This window comes from Sphingobacterium corticibacterium (genome assembly GCF_004208525.1).
GTDB classification, from domain to species: Bacteria; Bacteroidota; Bacteroidia; order Sphingobacteriales; family Sphingobacteriaceae; genus Sphingobacterium; species Sphingobacterium corticibacterium.
This window is the reverse complement of sequence record NZ_SGIT01000001.1, coordinates 71464-89014: the sequence shown is the minus strand read 5'-3', so window position 1 is coordinate 89014 and position 17551 is coordinate 71464. Positions and strand designations below refer to the sequence as shown.

The 17551-nt window shown below is 39.4% G+C and carries 14 protein-coding genes; 8 read left to right on the top strand and 6 right to left on the bottom strand.

The window, feature by feature from the left end; translation table 11 throughout:
• From EWE74_RS00360 to EWE74_RS00350, 3 genes are all read left to right on the top strand, one after another.
• Positions 1-2463 carry a ligase-associated DNA damage response DEXH box helicase gene (locus tag EWE74_RS00360; RefSeq protein ID WP_239018509.1) on the top strand — a complete coding sequence of 821 codons (2463 nt, stop codon included), beginning with the start codon at positions 1-3 and terminating at the stop codon, positions 2461-2463.
• Positions 2460-3110 (top strand): ligase-associated DNA damage response endonuclease PdeM, encoded by a 651-nt coding sequence (gene pdeM / locus EWE74_RS00355; protein WP_130139564.1) that lies wholly within the window; start codon positions 2460-2462, stop codon positions 3108-3110. Before EWE74_RS00360 ends, pdeM begins: the two co-directional genes overlap by 4 nt.
• A 144-nt stretch (positions 3111-3254) precedes the next feature.
• Positions 3255-3740: an META domain-containing protein gene (locus tag EWE74_RS00350; RefSeq protein ID WP_130139563.1), complete on the top strand. Its 486-nt coding sequence runs from the start codon at positions 3255-3257 to the stop codon at positions 3738-3740.
• A gap of 125 nt (positions 3741-3865) precedes the next feature.
• On the opposite strand, the gene EWE74_RS00345 is transcribed toward EWE74_RS00350, so the two are convergent.
• The 3 genes from EWE74_RS00345 to EWE74_RS00335 all read right to left on the bottom strand — a co-directional run bounded on the left by EWE74_RS00345 (position 3866) and on the right by EWE74_RS00335 (position 8179).
• Positions 3866-4657: a LytTR family transcriptional regulator DNA-binding domain-containing protein gene (locus EWE74_RS00345; RefSeq protein ID WP_165384605.1), complete on the bottom strand. Its 792-nt coding sequence runs from the start codon at positions 4655-4657 to the stop codon at positions 3866-3868.
• Positions 4658-4908: 251 nt separating this feature from the next.
• Entirely contained in the window at positions 4909-5532 is a 624-nt protein-coding gene (locus EWE74_RS00340; protein ID WP_130139561.1) for a hypothetical protein, read from the bottom strand.
• 73 nt (positions 5533-5605) lie between these two features.
• Positions 5606-8179: a phosphoenolpyruvate carboxylase gene (locus EWE74_RS00335; RefSeq protein WP_130139560.1), complete on the bottom strand. Its 2574-nt coding sequence runs from the start codon at positions 8177-8179 to the stop codon at positions 5606-5608.
• 183 nt (positions 8180-8362) lie between these two features.
• Between EWE74_RS00335 and EWE74_RS00330 the strand changes: the two genes are divergently transcribed.
• Entirely contained in the window at positions 8363-10552 is a 2190-nt protein-coding gene (locus EWE74_RS00330; protein WP_130139559.1) for an FUSC family membrane protein, read from the top strand.
• Positions 10545-11546 (top strand): YpdA family putative bacillithiol disulfide reductase, encoded by a 1002-nt coding sequence (locus EWE74_RS00325; protein WP_130139558.1) that lies wholly within the window; start codon positions 10545-10547, stop codon positions 11544-11546. Before EWE74_RS00330 ends, EWE74_RS00325 begins: the two co-directional genes overlap by 8 nt.
• On the opposite strand, the gene EWE74_RS00320 is transcribed toward EWE74_RS00325, so the two are convergent.
• Positions 11512-12126, bottom strand: a complete 615-nt coding sequence (locus EWE74_RS00320) for a TetR/AcrR family transcriptional regulator (protein ID WP_130139557.1) — start codon at positions 12124-12126, stop codon at positions 11512-11514. The two genes, EWE74_RS00325 and EWE74_RS00320, sit on opposite strands and share 35 nt — an antisense overlap.
• A gap of 112 nt (positions 12127-12238) precedes the next feature.
• Between EWE74_RS00320 and murB the strand changes: the two genes are divergently transcribed.
• The gene (murB, locus tag EWE74_RS00315; RefSeq protein ID WP_130139556.1) at positions 12239-13255 is read left to right on the top strand and encodes a UDP-N-acetylmuramate dehydrogenase; all 1017 of its coding nucleotides are present in this window, start codon (positions 12239-12241) and stop codon (positions 13253-13255) included.
• 274 nt (positions 13256-13529) lie between these two features.
• Positions 13530-14039 (top strand): RNA polymerase sigma factor, encoded by a 510-nt coding sequence (locus EWE74_RS00310; RefSeq protein ID WP_130139555.1) that lies wholly within the window; start codon positions 13530-13532, stop codon positions 14037-14039.
• A gap of 35 nt (positions 14040-14074) precedes the next feature.
• Here the strand turns inward: EWE74_RS00310 and EWE74_RS00305 are convergent, their stop codons facing one another.
• Both EWE74_RS00305 and EWE74_RS00300 read right to left on the bottom strand, forming a co-directional pair.
• Complete coding sequence (locus EWE74_RS00305; protein ID WP_130139554.1) at positions 14075-15001, bottom strand: PfkB family carbohydrate kinase; 927 nt, start codon at positions 14999-15001, stop codon at positions 14075-14077.
• An 80-nt stretch (positions 15002-15081) separates the two neighbouring features.
• Positions 15082-16038 carry a hypothetical protein gene (locus EWE74_RS00300; protein WP_130139553.1) on the bottom strand — a complete coding sequence of 319 codons (957 nt, stop codon included), beginning with the start codon at positions 16036-16038 and terminating at the stop codon, positions 15082-15084.
• 231 nt (positions 16039-16269) lie between these two features.
• Between EWE74_RS00300 and EWE74_RS00295 the strand changes: the two genes are divergently transcribed.
• A complete protein-coding gene (locus EWE74_RS00295) occupies positions 16270-17550 on the top strand; it encodes a hydroxymethylglutaryl-CoA reductase (RefSeq protein WP_206365099.1) in 1281 nt (426 codons plus the stop codon).
• The last annotated feature ends 1 nt before the right edge of the window (position 17551 follow it).

Below are 17551 nucleotides of genomic sequence, written 5' to 3'. Positions count from 1 at the left end.
TTGAAAAACAACAAGCAACATACCGAAGGCTATACCATTATCACGGACTGGATGCGGCAAAAAGGCAATACACCTTTTAGTTTTCAAGAAAAAGCGTGGAAGAAATACAGTAATGGATATAGCGGCATGGTGGTCGCTCCTACCGGATTTGGGAAAACCTTCTCCATTTTTCTTGCGGTATTGATCGATTTTATGAATAACCCTTCGCGTTATCAAAAAGGGTTAAAATTATTATGGATCACTCCGTTGCGATCATTAGCAAAAGATTTAGCCCGTGCCATGCAAGAAGCCATTGATGAGATTGGCCTGGACTGGGTGGTAGAGGTTCGGAATGGTGATACGGACATCAAGATAAAGCAGCGGCAAAGCCGGCAGATGCCCGATGTATTATTGGTGACACCCGAAAGCCTGCATTTGTTGCTGGCACAAAAAGGCCGCCAACGTTTCTTCAACGCTTTGCAATGCATAGCCGTTGACGAATGGCATGAATTGCTCGGAACAAAGCGAGGCGTGATGGTAGAATTAGCGTTAGGATTTCTAAAACATCAACAGCAAAATCTCCGGATATGGGGTCTCACGGCTACTATTGGCAATCTCGACGAAGCCCTAGAGGTACTCATACCTACTGCGGAGAAAAAAGTAAAAATTGTTGCTCGTGAGAAAAAGAAGATTGCCATTATTCCTGTATTTCCGACAGAAGTGGAGGTATTGCCCTGGGCAGGACACTTGGGTGGCAAGTTAGCCGAGAAGGTTGTACCTATTATTTTGGAAAGTAAATCAACATTAGTTTTCACCAATACCAGAAGCCAAAGTGAGATGTGGTATCAACTGTTGTTGGAAGCACATCCCGATTTTGCGGGACAAATTGCGTTACATCACAGTTCTATTGACAGCCATATCCGACAATGGATAGAGGAAGCCTTAAGTGAAGGGAGACTAAAGGCTGTTGTTGCTACTTCCTCTCTCGATTTGGGCGTAGATTTTAAACCCGTGGATACCGTTGTACAAGTTGGCTCCAGTAAAGGCGTCGCCCGCTTTATGCAGCGTGCGGGGCGTAGCGGGCATTCTCCTCACGAACTATCCAAAATCTATTTTGTTCCCACACATTCGTTGGAATTGATTGAAGTGGCCGCCTTAAAAGAGGCTGTCAAAACACAGACCATCGAAAACCGGGATCCTATGGTACTTACGTTTGACGTATTGGTTCAATTTCTGGTTACCATCGCTTTAGGAGGTGGCTTTAAAGCCAACGACATCTACGCGGTTATCAAAAACACGTTCGCATTTCAGGAGATAACCGAGGAGGAATGGAACTGGTGTATCTTTTTCATCACGCAGGGGGGCGCTATCGGCAAGAATTATGAAGAGTTTCATAAAGTTATACTTAAGGAAGACGGTATGTTGGTGGTGGAGAAAAGACGCATTGCTATGCTACATCGCATGAATATGGGCGTTATCGTAAGCGATGCTATGATACGGGTCAAATTTCTTTCGGGAGGCTACATTGGTATGGTGGAGGAATATTTTATTTCGAGATTGCATAGCGGTGATAAATTTGTTCTAGCTGGCCGCGTGCTCGAGCTTATTCGCGTGAAAGAGATGACGGCATATGTTCGGAGCTCTTCAGGTCGAGCCATTACACCAAGTTGGCTAGGTGGCCGCTTACCATTGAGTTCTAATTTAAGCCAGTTTTTGCGACAAAAACTGGCAAGCGCCACGCATCCCGATAACCGTGAAAAAGAACTGCAATTCTTACATCCTTTGGTCGCACGACAAAGTGAACATTCGCATATTCCAGCAGAAGACGAATTTTTGGTGGAGTCTATCCATACCAAAGAAGGGTACCATCTTTTTATGTACCCATTTGAAGGGAGATTGGTACATGAAGTTATGGCTAGCTTGATTGCCTACCGCATTAGTCTGTTGATTCCAATAAGTTTTTCTATGGCAATGAACGATTACGGATTCGAATTATTTTCTGATTCGGAAATCGTAATAGACGAATCTCAACTAAAAAAAATTCTCCGTCGGGAACATTTGATGGAAGACGTAATCAGCAGCATTAACGCTACAGAAATGGCAAAGCGGAAGTTTCGGGATATTGCCGTCATCTCGGGTATGGTGGTTCAAAACCTACACGGAAAGCAACAAAACAACAAGTCTTTACAAGCTTCTTCAGGCATTATTTTTCAAGTTTTGGAAGAACATGATCCACAGAACCTACTGCTGCGCCAAGCGTACGCGGAAGTATTCAACCAACAATTGGAAGAGCCTCGATTGGTAGCTGCATTTGAACGGATACATCATAGCAAAATCATTTATAAATTTGCAACAGGGTTTACACCATTGAGCTTTCCTATCAAAGTAGATAGTTTACGGCAATCCTTATCAAGTGAAGATCTGACAAGCCGTATTCAACGACTGCAGCAGCGCAATTGGAAATCTCCCAGAAGAAAACGATGAATATTATTACGCAAGACATATCTTTTTCCGATACATCATTGACATTGACAAATCAACGTGTGTTGTTTTGGGAAAAGCACCATACACTTATTCTTTCTGATTTGCACTTGGGTAAAGCGGCACATTTTAGAAAAAATGGTATTGCCCTTCCCACACAGGTAACGTTGCAGGATTTGCAACGTTTGGAACAATTGATACATTATTTCCCTGTTAAACAAGTCATTATTGTAGGCGATTTAATTCATGCGGGTGCTAACACGGAAGTCGATCTATTACGGCAGTTCATCGCCAAGTTTCCGCACATCAAATTTATTTTGATCAAGGGAAATCATGATCGCTTCGCTGATGAACGATGGAAAAAACTGGGTATCCAAGAAATCTATCAAAATTGGCGTTTAGACAACATTTGTTTTACACATCAGGCTTCTTCTGCCGCCAACATACACACCGTTAGCGGACACATACATCCGGGCGTTAGTGTGCGAATGCCTACGAAAAGAACGATGACCTTTCCTTGCTTTGTCGTCTCCGCACAACAAATTATTTTGCCGGCTTTCAGTCTGTTTACCGGTTTCGATATCAAATCAACCACGATTAACGCTATTCGTTACGCTTTTCACGAAAACGATATTTTTTGTATTCGTTAGTAACAACTATTCCTCATCCAGTTTTTTTAACGTATGCAAAACAATATGAAAGTATCGTAGTTATATTACCAATATAAAATAATTTAGAAAAATGGGCAATGGTCGATTTTTTGTTAAAAAATAGCTAACATAAAACAAAAAAACATGAAGAAACTATTTTATTCTATTGCACTAGCCTGCGTAATTGTAGGGTGCAATAATGCAAACAACAAAAATACCGAAGAAAACAAGGAAAACCAGCAGATGGAAAATCCATCTCCGTCTCCAACATCAACATCCGTTAATGATTTATACGGTAAAAACTGGAGGCTTACCGAATTAAACGGAAGCCCGATCACATTGGATACGACATTTCCACAAAAACCTCATCTCGTATTCCATGAAGACAGTAAAGTTTCTGGCAATGGTGGATGTAACAGCATGGGTGGACAGGTTGAATTCAAAGAAAACAACGGGATTACCATTTCTGATATCACCGCTACACAAATGGCCTGCCCAAATCTGGATATAGAAACACGGTTTATCGAAGTGCTAAAAGACGCCCAACAATACAACGTCAATGGTGATATACTGACGTTTAGCAAAGGTGACAATGAAGTGCTAGCTACCTTAATAAAAACAGACGAATAATTTTTTTTAAAAAAATTTGCATAAGTGTAAAAAGCATACTATATTTGCATCATCATAATTTAGGTTTATAATTGGTTAGCTAAAGGTTTTCATTCTCCCCGTTTGAAAACCTTTTTTTATATATTTTATAATAAATTGTGTTCTTTCCACGCTTTATATTGCGGATATCTTTTCTGACTCCCTAGCTTCAATTGTTTCTTTTCATAATAATTCATACAAACATGTCCATTCGTTTCATATAGAAAATAGCGGATGGCTATGATCCTACTTTTATGTATTCGGAAGAATCTGTCCTCGGGGAGCTTTTCCTGGAACTTAGACAATGGCACTTTAACTTCTAAAGGAGCACCACTCACTCTATAAATAGTCGTTATCTCGTCCTTAACTTCCAAATATACTATGGTCGATATATCGATAAGATACGCTTCTTTTCCTGCTTTAAATTTCATTGTGCGATGACCGTCAAAAAAAAACTCAAATTGGTTCGGACGTTCTGTGGGTACCTCGCCAGTTCCTTGATTGTCCTTATCAACCATCGATCCTATTCGTTTTCCTTCATGAACGTTTATTCGATCAAAAGATAACACCTGCCTTAAAAGCGTTAGAATGACTGCATATTTAACAAAAGTCAAATAAAATTTGCTAAAGTTCCCCAGAAACATTTGCCACGAGGGTTCAATGTCCTTATTCCAAATTTGTGCCGAAACGGAGTTATCACTTTCATGTAAGATATAATATCCGATTATAGCTAATATTATATAATTTGCACTTCCTACCAAAAGTGCTTTCAGATACCGCCGGTACGAAAACAATAGCTGAAGACAATATTGACTTACTTCGATTATACTGATCATAACTATCCCCAACAGGAAATTAACGGCAATGCGTTCACCCACCGATTCTCCATCAGTATTCATAGTCTGAATAAAAATTAAATAAACAGTATAAAAGCCTAACTTTAGGCGCCACCATGGTGATAGTGTCTTAACAACAGAAAAAAACTTTAAAAATATTTGATTCATAAACGGCTAGTTTTTTTATCTATTCGATTCGGCATGACGAATATACTTAATTTAAAGTGTATTCGCAATAACACTACACCTTTTCATTAAAAAAGGAATGCAGCTGGCTGCATTCCTTTGACTAGTTCTATATGGCAAATACAATTTTAATGATGAGCGTGGGCATCTTCCTTACCGCCTGCAAGCGTAAACAATTCTGCTACCTTTTCCAGGTTAGCCTCTGCAAATGCTCTTACATCTTTATCCGTATTACGGGTCATACGTTGAAGCTGCTCTTTCACAACAGCCGCCTCATGCTGTACATGCTGAATATACGCCTCATCTGAATAAGATGAAGAAGTCTGATGAGAAACAGCTACTTCTTCTACATCCGTTGTATCAGCGTCATCCTCAGCTAATTCCTCCTGAACGGTTACAACGGTTTCTACTTCGTTTGATGCTGTATATTTCGCTGCTCCTTTAATTGGAAAATCGATTTGTTTCGCGATAGCCAAACTATCTAATCCCGGAATCAATGAACTATATACTTCTTGCGTTTTCACAGCAAGTTGCTTTGCTTGCGAAGAGCCTGCCACACTTGCTGCATAAGAAGCATAATCATTTTCATATACCACTTTGGCACCTACTAGCTGAAAAAAACGATAGGCATCACCGTCCACCAACGAGGTATGTGTCAAGCTTAACTGATTCTCTTGTGCAGTCTTCGGATTACAGGACACGAATAACGTGCTCGCGCACACACCAACAACAAATAAAGTATTTAATTTCATTTCTTTTCTATTTATGCTACAAAAATAAAAAAATAATCGACTTCCATATTTAAAATAAACAACTTACTACGCTTTAAGCAACGTTTCGCCCCGCATTTACGACACCATAAATTGTCCGAGCAATAAGCTTCCGATAAACAGCCTCTTGTTCTGGCGAAAGCTTCTTGTTGAGCATTGTCCGAATGGCATAGTGTTGAATCGTCAGCAACGGCAACACAATCTTTTCTCTAGCTAAGACGGACGCCCGTTCTATCGGATAATTCTCCATCAAAACAGATGAATTGCTTAACTTCAGAAGATATCGCTTTGTCAACTCAAATTCGCCACGCAGCATACTCCAAAAATCTCCAAATGTTTCGTCGTATTGCATATATGCCGTGATATCAAAATTTGATTTTGTCATGGACATCATACAGTTATCCATCATGGTTTTAAACATACCTGAATTTTCGTACAAATTCTTGACATTAGACCACAGGTTGTTTTCCTCAGCCCATTGTAAAGCGGTACCCACACCATAGAATCCCGGAATATTCTGTTTTAATTGACTCCATGAAGTCACAAAACTGATCGCTCGTAAATCTTCCAGACGTAACTCTTTACCCGAATTTCGTTTTACCGGACGGCTACTGATGTTAACCTCTGCTAGTTGTTTCAACGGACTCAACGTTTCCAAATATTTCAGAAATAGTGGATGTTTGCGAAGCGACATAAACTTATCATGACTTTGATGCGCCATTTGATCAATCACTTCTTTTTGCTTATTGGTCAACGTATCCCCGTCTTTCTGTTGAAGTTCCGAGATAATTCCTGCCTGCAAAAGTTGCTCGATATTATATTTTGCCGTTTCTAAGGAGCCATATTGGCTACTAATAGTCTGTCCCTGAATGGTTAATTGGATATGTTCATTTGCAATTTCTTTACCCATTGAGGCGTAAAAACGTTGCGTTTTTCCACCTCCACGCGCAGGAGGCCCTCCACGACCATCAAAAAACACCAAATCAACATCATACTCACGCGCAATAGCCGTCAGCTCAATTTTCGCCCGATAGATAGACCAATTTGCCATTAAGTATCCACCGTCTTTCGTACTGTCGGAAAATCCCAGCATGATGGTCTGTTTGTTTCCGCGACGTTTAATATGTTCTGCATACGTTTGATTAGCATACAAACTCCGCATGACGTCAGCTGCCCGTGAAAGATCGTCAACCGTTTCAAATAAAGGCACAAAATCAATCGTTAGATCATCTTTTTTCCATCCGGACCATAAGAATAATTGCATCAAGCCTAGTATATCAGATGCTTGCTGACAATTACTGATAATAAAACGTTGTGCTGCCCGCTCGCTACCTGATTTTTGAATGTCTTTAATTAATTTAATAACCTCTAACGTATCGATGACCAACGCATCCGCGTCCTTCTCCACCTCCAAATTCAAGGCGGTAAAAGCGATTTGTTTTTCTTTTTCAGCTTCAGAGACTGTAACCTCCTTCAGATCAAGTCCGGTTTCGGGATAACGTTCTACTAAATAATTAAATGCTTTTCGCAATACGCTGCTATCCTGCCTAATATCTAACGTTGTAAAATAACAGCCGAAAGTAGAAACCTTACGAATTAAGTCTTCTACCAACTCCACAAAAAGCCCCTCGTGCATCGTGTTCAATACCTCTTTAATATTGTGAAGGTTCTCTAATATCTTTGCCGTATCATCTGTGGGGTTTTCTATCGGGTTAAAGCTGTTGTCGTAAAATAAATCTTGTAGGATATCCAGATACTTCTGTGTTCCACGGAAGGTTATCCGGCGTCTCACCAAACGAAAATCACGATAATAGCAACGAAATAAAATCGTCCGCAACATGCTGGCTACCTTTTTGGTACTTTCTACGTTTACATTTGGATTTCCATCCCTATCACCTCCCGGCCAAAATCCCAGCTCAATAAGTTGTTTTACATCGTCAATAGGCACTTCCAATTCACTATCTATATTTGATTGGATTTCGGACGCCACTTTATAGAAAACATTCTCTAAAAACCACGCTAAACTGGCAGCCTCGTCGACTGGTGTGGGCTTTTCTTTATTAATAAACGGAGTCTTACCCAGTTGCTGTAGTAATAACTGGATATTATGTAGGTCATTTCTTTTTAATGCATCGATTAGATCTGTAATAATAGCGAGCACCGGCCCCGGATAAAACTGCGTGGGGTGTGCCGTTAACACGAGTCTAACGGAAAAATTATGTAATTTCTCTAAAATCGTTTTCTTAAGCTCCGTATTGTCCTGCGCACTGCGGAATAGAGATTGCAAAACACCAGAATCATCCGCTTTACCTACTGACTGGAACGCAGAATCTTCCACCGCATCAAAAAGCACGACTTGGCGTTCAATATACTGGACAATTCGAAAGAGAAAATCGATTTGATCCTCTTCCTGTACATATTGTTCATATTGCCCAAAGAAGCTCTGGATAATATCTTCCGGCGTTAATTTTGCTTCCACACCTTTTTCACAATGGGTGGAAAAAAAAGGAAGAATCGTACCAGTATGCTTTACACTTTGAAATGGTAACGTTAAAAAAAGGCTTTTATATAAATCAAAGCGCGTTAAGACTTCATTGTGAAAAACAGATTTTTTTTGACTTACTTTCATATTAAAAATTAAGGAATGCTATAGATTTCGAAAACATTAAATTTCGAATCGGACTAAAATATGCACTTTTCACAACAAAAGCAATTTTTTGGTATGATTAAAATATGAAATCATGATTTTCATTACCAAAAACACAAAGTTTCATGGATGATTTTTTACTATCTTTGTTCATACTTTTTTTCCATGGAAAGAACCAAAGAAATTAGTCATTTTTTCTACAGCCAATATTTTGCGGAAGGATTGATGATTACATTGGGATGCATCATCCCCCTACTCGTATGCATGTATTTAGGCTACGTGAACGAAGGTACGTTAATTTCTTTTGGTGCACTCTTAATAGGTCTGTCTGATACACCTGGCGCACCTTCTCATCGCCGATTAGGGATGTTATCTACCATCGGCCTAGGTATCTTAACATACCTCATTATTGTTTCCATCAATTTTTCAGTACCCTTAACCACCATTGCCATAGCGGTATTGAGCTTCTTTTTTGCCATGTTTGCGGTTTTTAATGCCCGCGCCGCTACCGTTGGAGCCATGTGTACGCTTTTGATGCTCTTTAATGTACAACATGCGGTCACCGACGGCAATGTATGGCTCCATCTCTTATTCGTCATCATCGGAGGCCTTTGGTATATGGCAATCAGTATGTGGACATTAAAGATTCGTCCTTATCGTATCGCCCAGCAGGAACTATCGGAATCCATACGCGATGTAGCCGATTATATTCGGCTGAAAGCGAATTTCTACGATCCCAATGTCGATATTGACACGAACTACCTCAAGTTAATTGAAAAACAGGTGGAAGTCAACAAGCATCAAGAATCAGTTCGAGACACACTTTTTCAAAGCAAACGTTCCATCAAGGATACGACTAAAATCGGGCGTTATCTCACGTTGGTTTTTTCTGATATTGTTGATCTTTTTGAACAAAGCTTGACTACCCAATACGATTATAATGCGATTAAATCTGCTTACGGGCAATATGGTGTACTGATGCCATTTAAACATACGATACTTAAAGTAACAAATGAGTTGGATAATATTGCCTATGCGATTAATGCAAACAAATTACCCAAACCTACTTACACCTTCGAAAACGATATGGATCGTCTGCGCGAATCTGTGGAGAAACTCGATAAGCAAGGCATCAACACCATTCCGCTGAAAAAGGTTATTATCAACATCCGAAGCATTATCAAATATCTCGAGAATATATACAGCTATAACTCTACGAATGTAGGGCCTAATATTCCAAAAGAAGAGATAGATTCGGCCTCCCAATTTATCACACGAGATCAGATCGACTGGAAAAAATTTAGAAGTAACCTTAGTTTACAGTCATCGGCCTTTCGCCACGCACTACGCATGGCGATTGTCCTCTCAGGGACTTATCTCACGCTTAACCTCATAAATTTCAGTCCCAACGGGATTTACTGGACCTTGTTAACAATCATGGTGATTCTTAAGCCAGGCTTTGGCTCTACGCAAGAACGGAATGCGCAACGATTGATAGGCACATTGATTGGCGGCATTATTGGAGCGGCTGTCATTTTTACAATTGACGATGTGACAATACGTTTTATATTCCTTATTTTCTTTTTCCTCAGCGGTTACAGTCTGTTCCGGCTAAACTATATTGTGGCCGTCATGTTCATTACACCTTATATATTGATCATGTTAAGTTTCCACGGCATGGATACGCTGGAAATGGTTACTGAGCGAGTAATTGACACCTTTTTAGGTGGATTAATCGCGTTTGTCTCAAGCTATGTTATTTTTCCGAATTGGGAAAGTATTCAATTTAGGGATAACATGCGCAATTTACTTATTGCCAATTACAATTATCTTGCCCAAGCAATCCGTATCCTTGCGGGAGAACAGTTAACCATTACAGCATACAAGCTTTCGCGAAAAGAAGTATATATTGCCTCTGCCAATATGGGCTCTACCTTCCAACGGATGTTAACCGAACCCAAATGGCGGCAAAAATACACGAAGGAAGTCAACCGATTTGTTATTCTCGACCATATTTTGTCGTCCCACGCTGCAAATCTACTTGTCCAAGTCCATCATGCAGACATTAGCTCTTATAGCCGGGAACACGTACGGTTATTAAAGAAAGCACTGTCCGATCTGCATAAGGCTGTTGCCTTGCTTTCTCCTCCCGACGAGGAAAAGGAGTTTGATCCTGATGAGGACTTTCCAAACCTTAAAGTCGTAACTGATGAGGATGAGGATGGCAAATTAATTACGGAACAATTACAGTTTTTAAGTAAAATTTCAGGAGATTTACATAAAGTCGCACAGCAGCTTATGACGCGCATGGCAGAAGTCGAACATAAAGAAACAGCAGATTTAGTAAATGGATAGTCACGTTGATGTTTTAATTGTAGGTGCTGGTCCTATAGGACTAGCTTGTGGCATAGCTGCACAAAAAGCAAATTTATCACATATTATTATAGAAAAGGGCTGTTTGGTCAATTCGTTATACAATTATCCACTGACCATGACTTTTTTTTCGTCTTCAGAGCGGCTGGAGATTGGTGATACCCCCTTTGTAACAACACTTCCCAAACCAAAAAGAGCGGAAGCATTAGAGTATTATCGCCGTATCAATGGAAAATTTGATTTAAACACACATCTGTTTGAAGAAGTAATAGGCGTAAAAAAAGAGGAAGGTGTTTTTATTGTAACCACGACAAAAAGACAATATACCGCTCAATATGTAGTGGTCGCAACGGGTTTCTATGACGTACCTATGCTATTGAATATTCCGGGAGAAGAACTGCCAAAAGTTTCTCATTACTATAGAGATCCACATTTCTATGCGAATCAACGGGTTGTGGTTGTCGGCGCAAGTAACTCATCCGTAGATGCGGCGCTGGAAACCTATAGAAAAGGAGCAAAAGTAACCTTGGTTGTTCGGGGACCGGAAATAGGCCCTCGGGTAAAATATTGGGTGCGGCCAGATATAGAAAACAGAATTACATTAGGTGAAATTGATGTGTATTACCAAAGTCAGCTGATAGAAATAAAAGAGAATGCTGTTACAATCTTGACACCTGATAGCACAGTAGAACTCGAAAACGACTTTGTACTTGCACTTACGGGTTATCGTCCGAATTTTGATTTCTTAAGAAAAGTCGGAATAGAGATACCTGATGAATCTCCTATGATTCCAGTACACAATCCACAAACGATGGAAACCAATATAAAGGGGTTATACTTAGCTGGTGTGGTATGTGGAGGTCTGAACACCCATCTCTGGTTTATTGAAAACTCCAGAATCCATGCGGACATGATTATGCAACATATTTTGAAACAGACTGCTAGTTACTGCGCAAACCTCGAAGAAAAATCTTGACCATCTTCTGTTGTTTGGTCAGGATAAGTTCGAATTCATCAGGTGTAGGAAAAAGACAATCGTTCAAGTCCTTACTTAAAATACCCACACGCATACCCATTAAAGAGAAAAGTAACAATTCTGCTGTTTCGTTAAAGTCCTCAACTTCGATTTCATTATTTTCGACACCCTTTTTCAGAATTCGGCTATACTGATCACGTATACGTTCAAAAAAAGGACCAATATTTTTCCCCATTTCTCCCGGATTTTGGACAAATTGGGAAGAAGAATACTCAAATAAATTATAATTTTCACGCATAATCACCATGCGACTCTCCACTGCATATAAAAGAATTTCTGCTACATCAGAAGTTTTTGTCATATATACCTCTACCTTGTTAATCATCTCATTAATGACATGTTCCAAAACGGCCGTATATAGGCTGTGCTTATCTGGGAAATAATAATACAACAATGCTTTTGAAAAGGAAAGATCTTTGGCAATCTCTGCCATCGTCGTCTTTGCCATTCCGAAGTGTGCAAAACGCCGTTTCGCCACATCAAGTATCTTTGCTCTCTTTACATCAACATTCTTAGTCATCTATTTTATTATTTAAATCCTCGGCTTTATATTATCTTTACAGCCATATTATAAAGTTAATTCTTTTTTTGATTTTTTAAAAGGATTAGTCAAGTTAAGACATTACAAAAAAATGACAAACACTATCCAGCGGCATATTTCCTTAAAAACTTACAACACATTTGGCATCGAGGTTTTCTGTAAAAATTTCCTACAGATCACAGACGAGAGTCTACTAACTTCCTTATTCCTAGACGGTAAATTTTCCGAAAAATTCTTCGTGTTGGGCGGTGGCAGTAACGTGCTGTTCACCAGAGATTACGACGGTTTAATCATACAAATGGGTAACAAGGGAATTAGTCATTTTATTGAGGGGAATTTTATTTATGTCACGGCAAAAGCGGGTGAAGTTTGGAATGATTGCGTTTGGTATTGCGTGAAACATAATTTTGGCGGCATTGAAAACATGGCACTTATTCCAGGTACAGTGGGAGCTTCTCCCATTCAAAATATCGGCGCTTATGGAACGGAGCTCATGGATGTTTTTTATTCCTGCCAAGCTTTTGATACCACACTAGGCAAGTTTACCACTTTCCACAACGAGGATTGTAAGTTTACATATCGTGACAGTATATTTAAATCTACCTACAAAGGACGCTTCATCATCACCTCTGTTACCTATAAATTACGTTTGCATCATACGATCAATTCTGCCTATGGCGCTATCAATATGGAACTGCAAAAAAGAGGTATCTCCTCTCCTACTATACAAGATATTGCCGAAGTAGTGTCACATATTCGTGTAGAAAAACTCCCTGATCCTTCTACTATTGGTAATGCCGGCAGTTTTTTTAAAAACCCCATCATCCCAATCAATATATTTAAGGAACTACAGCAAGCATATCCAAATATTATTTTTTATGCGGTTGACGACAGTCATATCAAACTTGCTGCCGGTTGGTTGATCGAAAAGTGTGGGTGGAAAGGAAAAGTAGATGGGAACGTAGCTATTTGGAAAAATCAAGCGTTGGTAATCACTAATTTAGGCCATGCCAGTGGTTCAGAAATTTATGCAACATCGTCTAAAATAATGAACGATGTCTATAAAAAATTCGGAATTATGCTAGAACGAGAAGTAAATATTCTATAAAAGTTTTCAACAACTGTGGATCTAAATTGTGGAAAACCAAAACAACCCCTTATTCTATTGGCATCTAAAGAGTTATTTTAAGGGTGCTCCGACTTTAAACCGATAAATTTAATAGTATATTCATTTAGACTTAACGATAATCAAAAAGTTTAGCACGCCATTTGCATAATTGAAGTGCAACCGTAGTTCATGTAAATGAAATACTATCTTAAAATAGCTAATTGAACGGAAGTTGTTCACTTAGTGCAGTGTAAACTTTTTAATCCAGTCTAATATGAACAAACTACAATTTAACACTTTGGTCATTCAACAATCAGAATCACTAAAAGCGTACGCCAGAAATTTCACTAGGGACCAGGATGATGCCAATGATTTAGTGCAAGATACTCTTTTGAAAGCTGTTACTTATTTTAAGAACTTCAAAGAAGGCACCAATCTAAAAGGCTGGTTATACACCATCATGAAGAATACGTTTATCAACAATTACCGTCGCGTGGTAAAAACAAATTCTTTTATTACAAAAGAGGAAGAAATTACCAGTGCGAACCTGGTCGTTTCCGCAACAAAGAATGGGGGCGAGAATAAATTCGTTATGGAAGATATCAATCATGCATTATCAAACTTATCAGAGGACTATTATATTCCATTCACGATGTATTTCGAAGGGTATAAATATCATGAAATATCGGATCATCTGAACATCCCAATAGGAACGGTAAAAACCCGTATTCACGTCGCACGTAAAGTCATGAAAAAAACACTCAGCACCTATAAATTCAGTTAATAAAAAATGCCCGAACTGGGCATTTTTTATATATTTTACTTTTCGTCTATCAATTCAAATCTAGACAACGTAATAAACTGCTGAATCCTTTGACCAATATCAGTTGGAGATAATTGTTGCAACTGTTCTGTTCCAAATTTTTCCACACAGAACGACGCCAGTGCTGAGCCATAAATAACGGCATTTTTCATATTGTTGAAATTAATCGATTTCACTTTTGCCAAATACCCTATAAAACCACCAGCGAATGTATCGCCTGCCCCCGTCGGATCAAAAACATCTGCCAATGGCAATGCAGGAGCAGAAAATATTTGTCCTTCACCAAATAACAAAGCACCGTGCTCCCCCTTTTTAATGATAAGGTATTTGGGCCCCATTTCCAATATAATCTGTGCAGCTTTCACTAAGGAGTATTCGCCAGAAAGCTGGCGTGCTTCTGCATCGTTTATTGTCAAAACATCTACTTTTTTCAACACCTCCTTCAAGTCTTCTAACGCCACATCCATCCAGAAATTCATCGTATCTAAAACGACCAATTTCGGTTTATGTTGTAAACGGTCTAAGGTTGCTATCTGTACTTGAGGCGTTAAGTTGCCGAGCAATAAATATTTACAATCTTGATAAGAATCGGGAAGTTTCGGATCAAAATCCGCTAATACATTCAGTTCGGTTACCAACGTATCACGACTATTCATATCGTTATGATACTTCCCTGACCAAAAGAACGATTTTCCCCCCTTCACAATCTCCACTCCTTCTACATCAATCCCTTTCGATCGGAGAATGTCCAGATTATCATCACCAAAGTCTTCTCCAATGACAGAAACTAATTTTACTTTATTATATAGGTATGAAGCTGCCAGACCTGCAAATGTAGCAGCGCCGCCTACAATTTTATCGGTTTTTCCGAAAGGTGTTTCAATGGCATCAAATGCCACTGTACCTACAATTACTAAACTCATATTCAATTTTTATCGTTAACTCTGAAGAGCGACACAAAGGTATAAGAATGTACTAATAATAACAAAAACTGGCGAAGATACTACAACATATCTGGAAAAACCGTCATTTGGTTTTTGTAGAAATCGATCTTCTGATACACCCGATTGAAAAACATTTTTTTGTCTTTTATGCCTGCTGTATTGAGCAATTTGGAGTTTTTCAGTTGATATTGAAAGAAATCATACACCGTTTTACAAGTATTTTCGTCATGCGTAATATAATACCCCAACATGGTGTATGGCACGAAAAGTGATTTTTTCTGTTGATCTGAAATAAGCACATTGTTGTTCAAGATCAGCAAATCATGATAGTACAAACGATACTGATCGTTTTTGTCGGTACATTTCTGCTCTAGCCCGAATACTAACTCTTTTAGACCGTCACAAAGTGTTTTACCGTGTTCAGCAGACAACAGACCGGATTGAAAGAAATAGATAATTTGCTGTAACGTGCTATTAATCGTGGTATCGTTCCATATCTCGTTGGTCTGCACCGAAGCATAAAACGACGTTAGTTTCTGACTATGGTCTATGATAGGTGCTTTGGTACAAAACACATCAAAAGATATATTCATATCCTCGAGATTCAGCAAATAAAGCCATACATATAGCTTGAATTTCGACAGTAAATCTGTATTTACGGTGTAAAACAGTGGAATATCTTTTGCCGAATAGTACAACGAAGTATCCCTATCTGCGGCATATACATTTAAATATTTAAACGAACTTTCCAGATATAGGCTTAGACCATCAAAACTTTGGACATCTTTGGTTTTCTTGACCAATACGCTGTCGCTTCCTTGGAACAGCGTATCCATGGAAACACCATAGTAATTAGCCAATTGGACGCCTTCTTCCATCGAAAACTTACTTTTCATAGAAATACGCCGATGGGCCGCATCATAGCTAATATCCAATGCTCCCGCCACCTCCTCGATAATGGATTTATCTTGGCCTATTTTCTTTCTGATAGTATTGATTAGAATTTCTTGATACATTTTTTTGCGATAATCACAAATATAATAAATAATTTAATTGTTTTAAGCAAACGATTACTCGAATAACGCAATACATTTGTGTATGTAAATTAAAATATAAAGCTTATGAAAGCGTGGATATTAAGCTTGTACGATCAAACGGAAGTAGACAAAAAATAGTTGATTCTAGGGAGACAATTCTCAATATATTTGTTTCAAAGGGATCCGATTTGAAATTATAAACAAAAGATCATGGCATCATCAACAGAAAAAGCAAGTACCGCACTGCACATTATCAATACCGTTCAAAAGATGGAACATATCATTGGAAATATCCGGAATCGTCAAGTTTCCGCTCCCAGCGAGGAAAACACACTGCCATTCGAACCGGAAGTAAGCACAGATGGCGTCCGACAGCGAAAGCGCTTTTTAGAAAATAAAACGGCTACGCAAGCCCCTTACCTCATTGAAAACAAAATTTTTGATGACCTCACAGTTTTGAACGGTAACATCGAAAATTATATCGGCATGACTCGCGTCCCAACAGGCGTTATCGGGCCACTGCATATCATCGGTTCATCTGCCCAAGGCGATTTTTATGTCCCTCTAGCTACCAGTGAAGGTGCTTTAGTCGCATCGTACCATCGAGGTGCGAAGGCTTGTTCCTTAGCAGGCGGTATCACCTCTATCTGTCTGTTGGAGGGCGTGCAACGTAGCCCGGTATTCAAATTTGAGAATATTGCTGATCTGGGGCTTTTTGTTGCATGGCTCCTTCCACAAGTCGACAAGCTGAAAGAAATAGTTGGACAAACCAGCCGATTTGCCAAATTGATGGATATCAAAATCCAAATCGAGGGGAATCATCTCATTGTAACCCTGGAATATCATACAGGCGATGCCGCTGGACAAAATATGGTGACGATCTGTACAGATGCCATTTGCCAATATATCGTAAAACAATGTCCAACCAAACCCACATTGTGGTTTATTGAAGGTAACTATTCGGGCGACAAGAAAGCAACGGCTCTATCATTTACCAACGTGAGAGGAAAAAAAGTGACGGCAGAGATCGTGTTACCGGAAGAAATCGTCAATAAGGTTCTCAAAACCACACCGGAAATGATGGCCGAATATTGGCGTTCCTCTACTATAGGCATTATACAGAGTGGCGCAATTGGCGCACAGGGGCATTATGCTAATGGATTAGCAGCCTTGTTTTTAGCTACTGGTCAAGATGTTGCCTGTGTGGCAGAAGCCGCTACCGGCATCACGAGAATGGAGTTGAATAAAGATGGGTCATTGTATGCAAGTGTGACGTTACCTAATTTGGTAGTAGGCACGGTAGGCGGCGGAACCCATCTGCCTACACAACGGGAATGCTTAGAGATGATGGATTGTTATGGTGCGGGTAAAGCCCGGAAATTCGCCGAAATATGTGGAGCACTTGTTCTGGCAGGCGAACTTTCGATTGCAGCAGCTTTATCTGCCGGACATTTCACGCAGGCACACAAGAAGTTTGGACGAAAAAAATAAA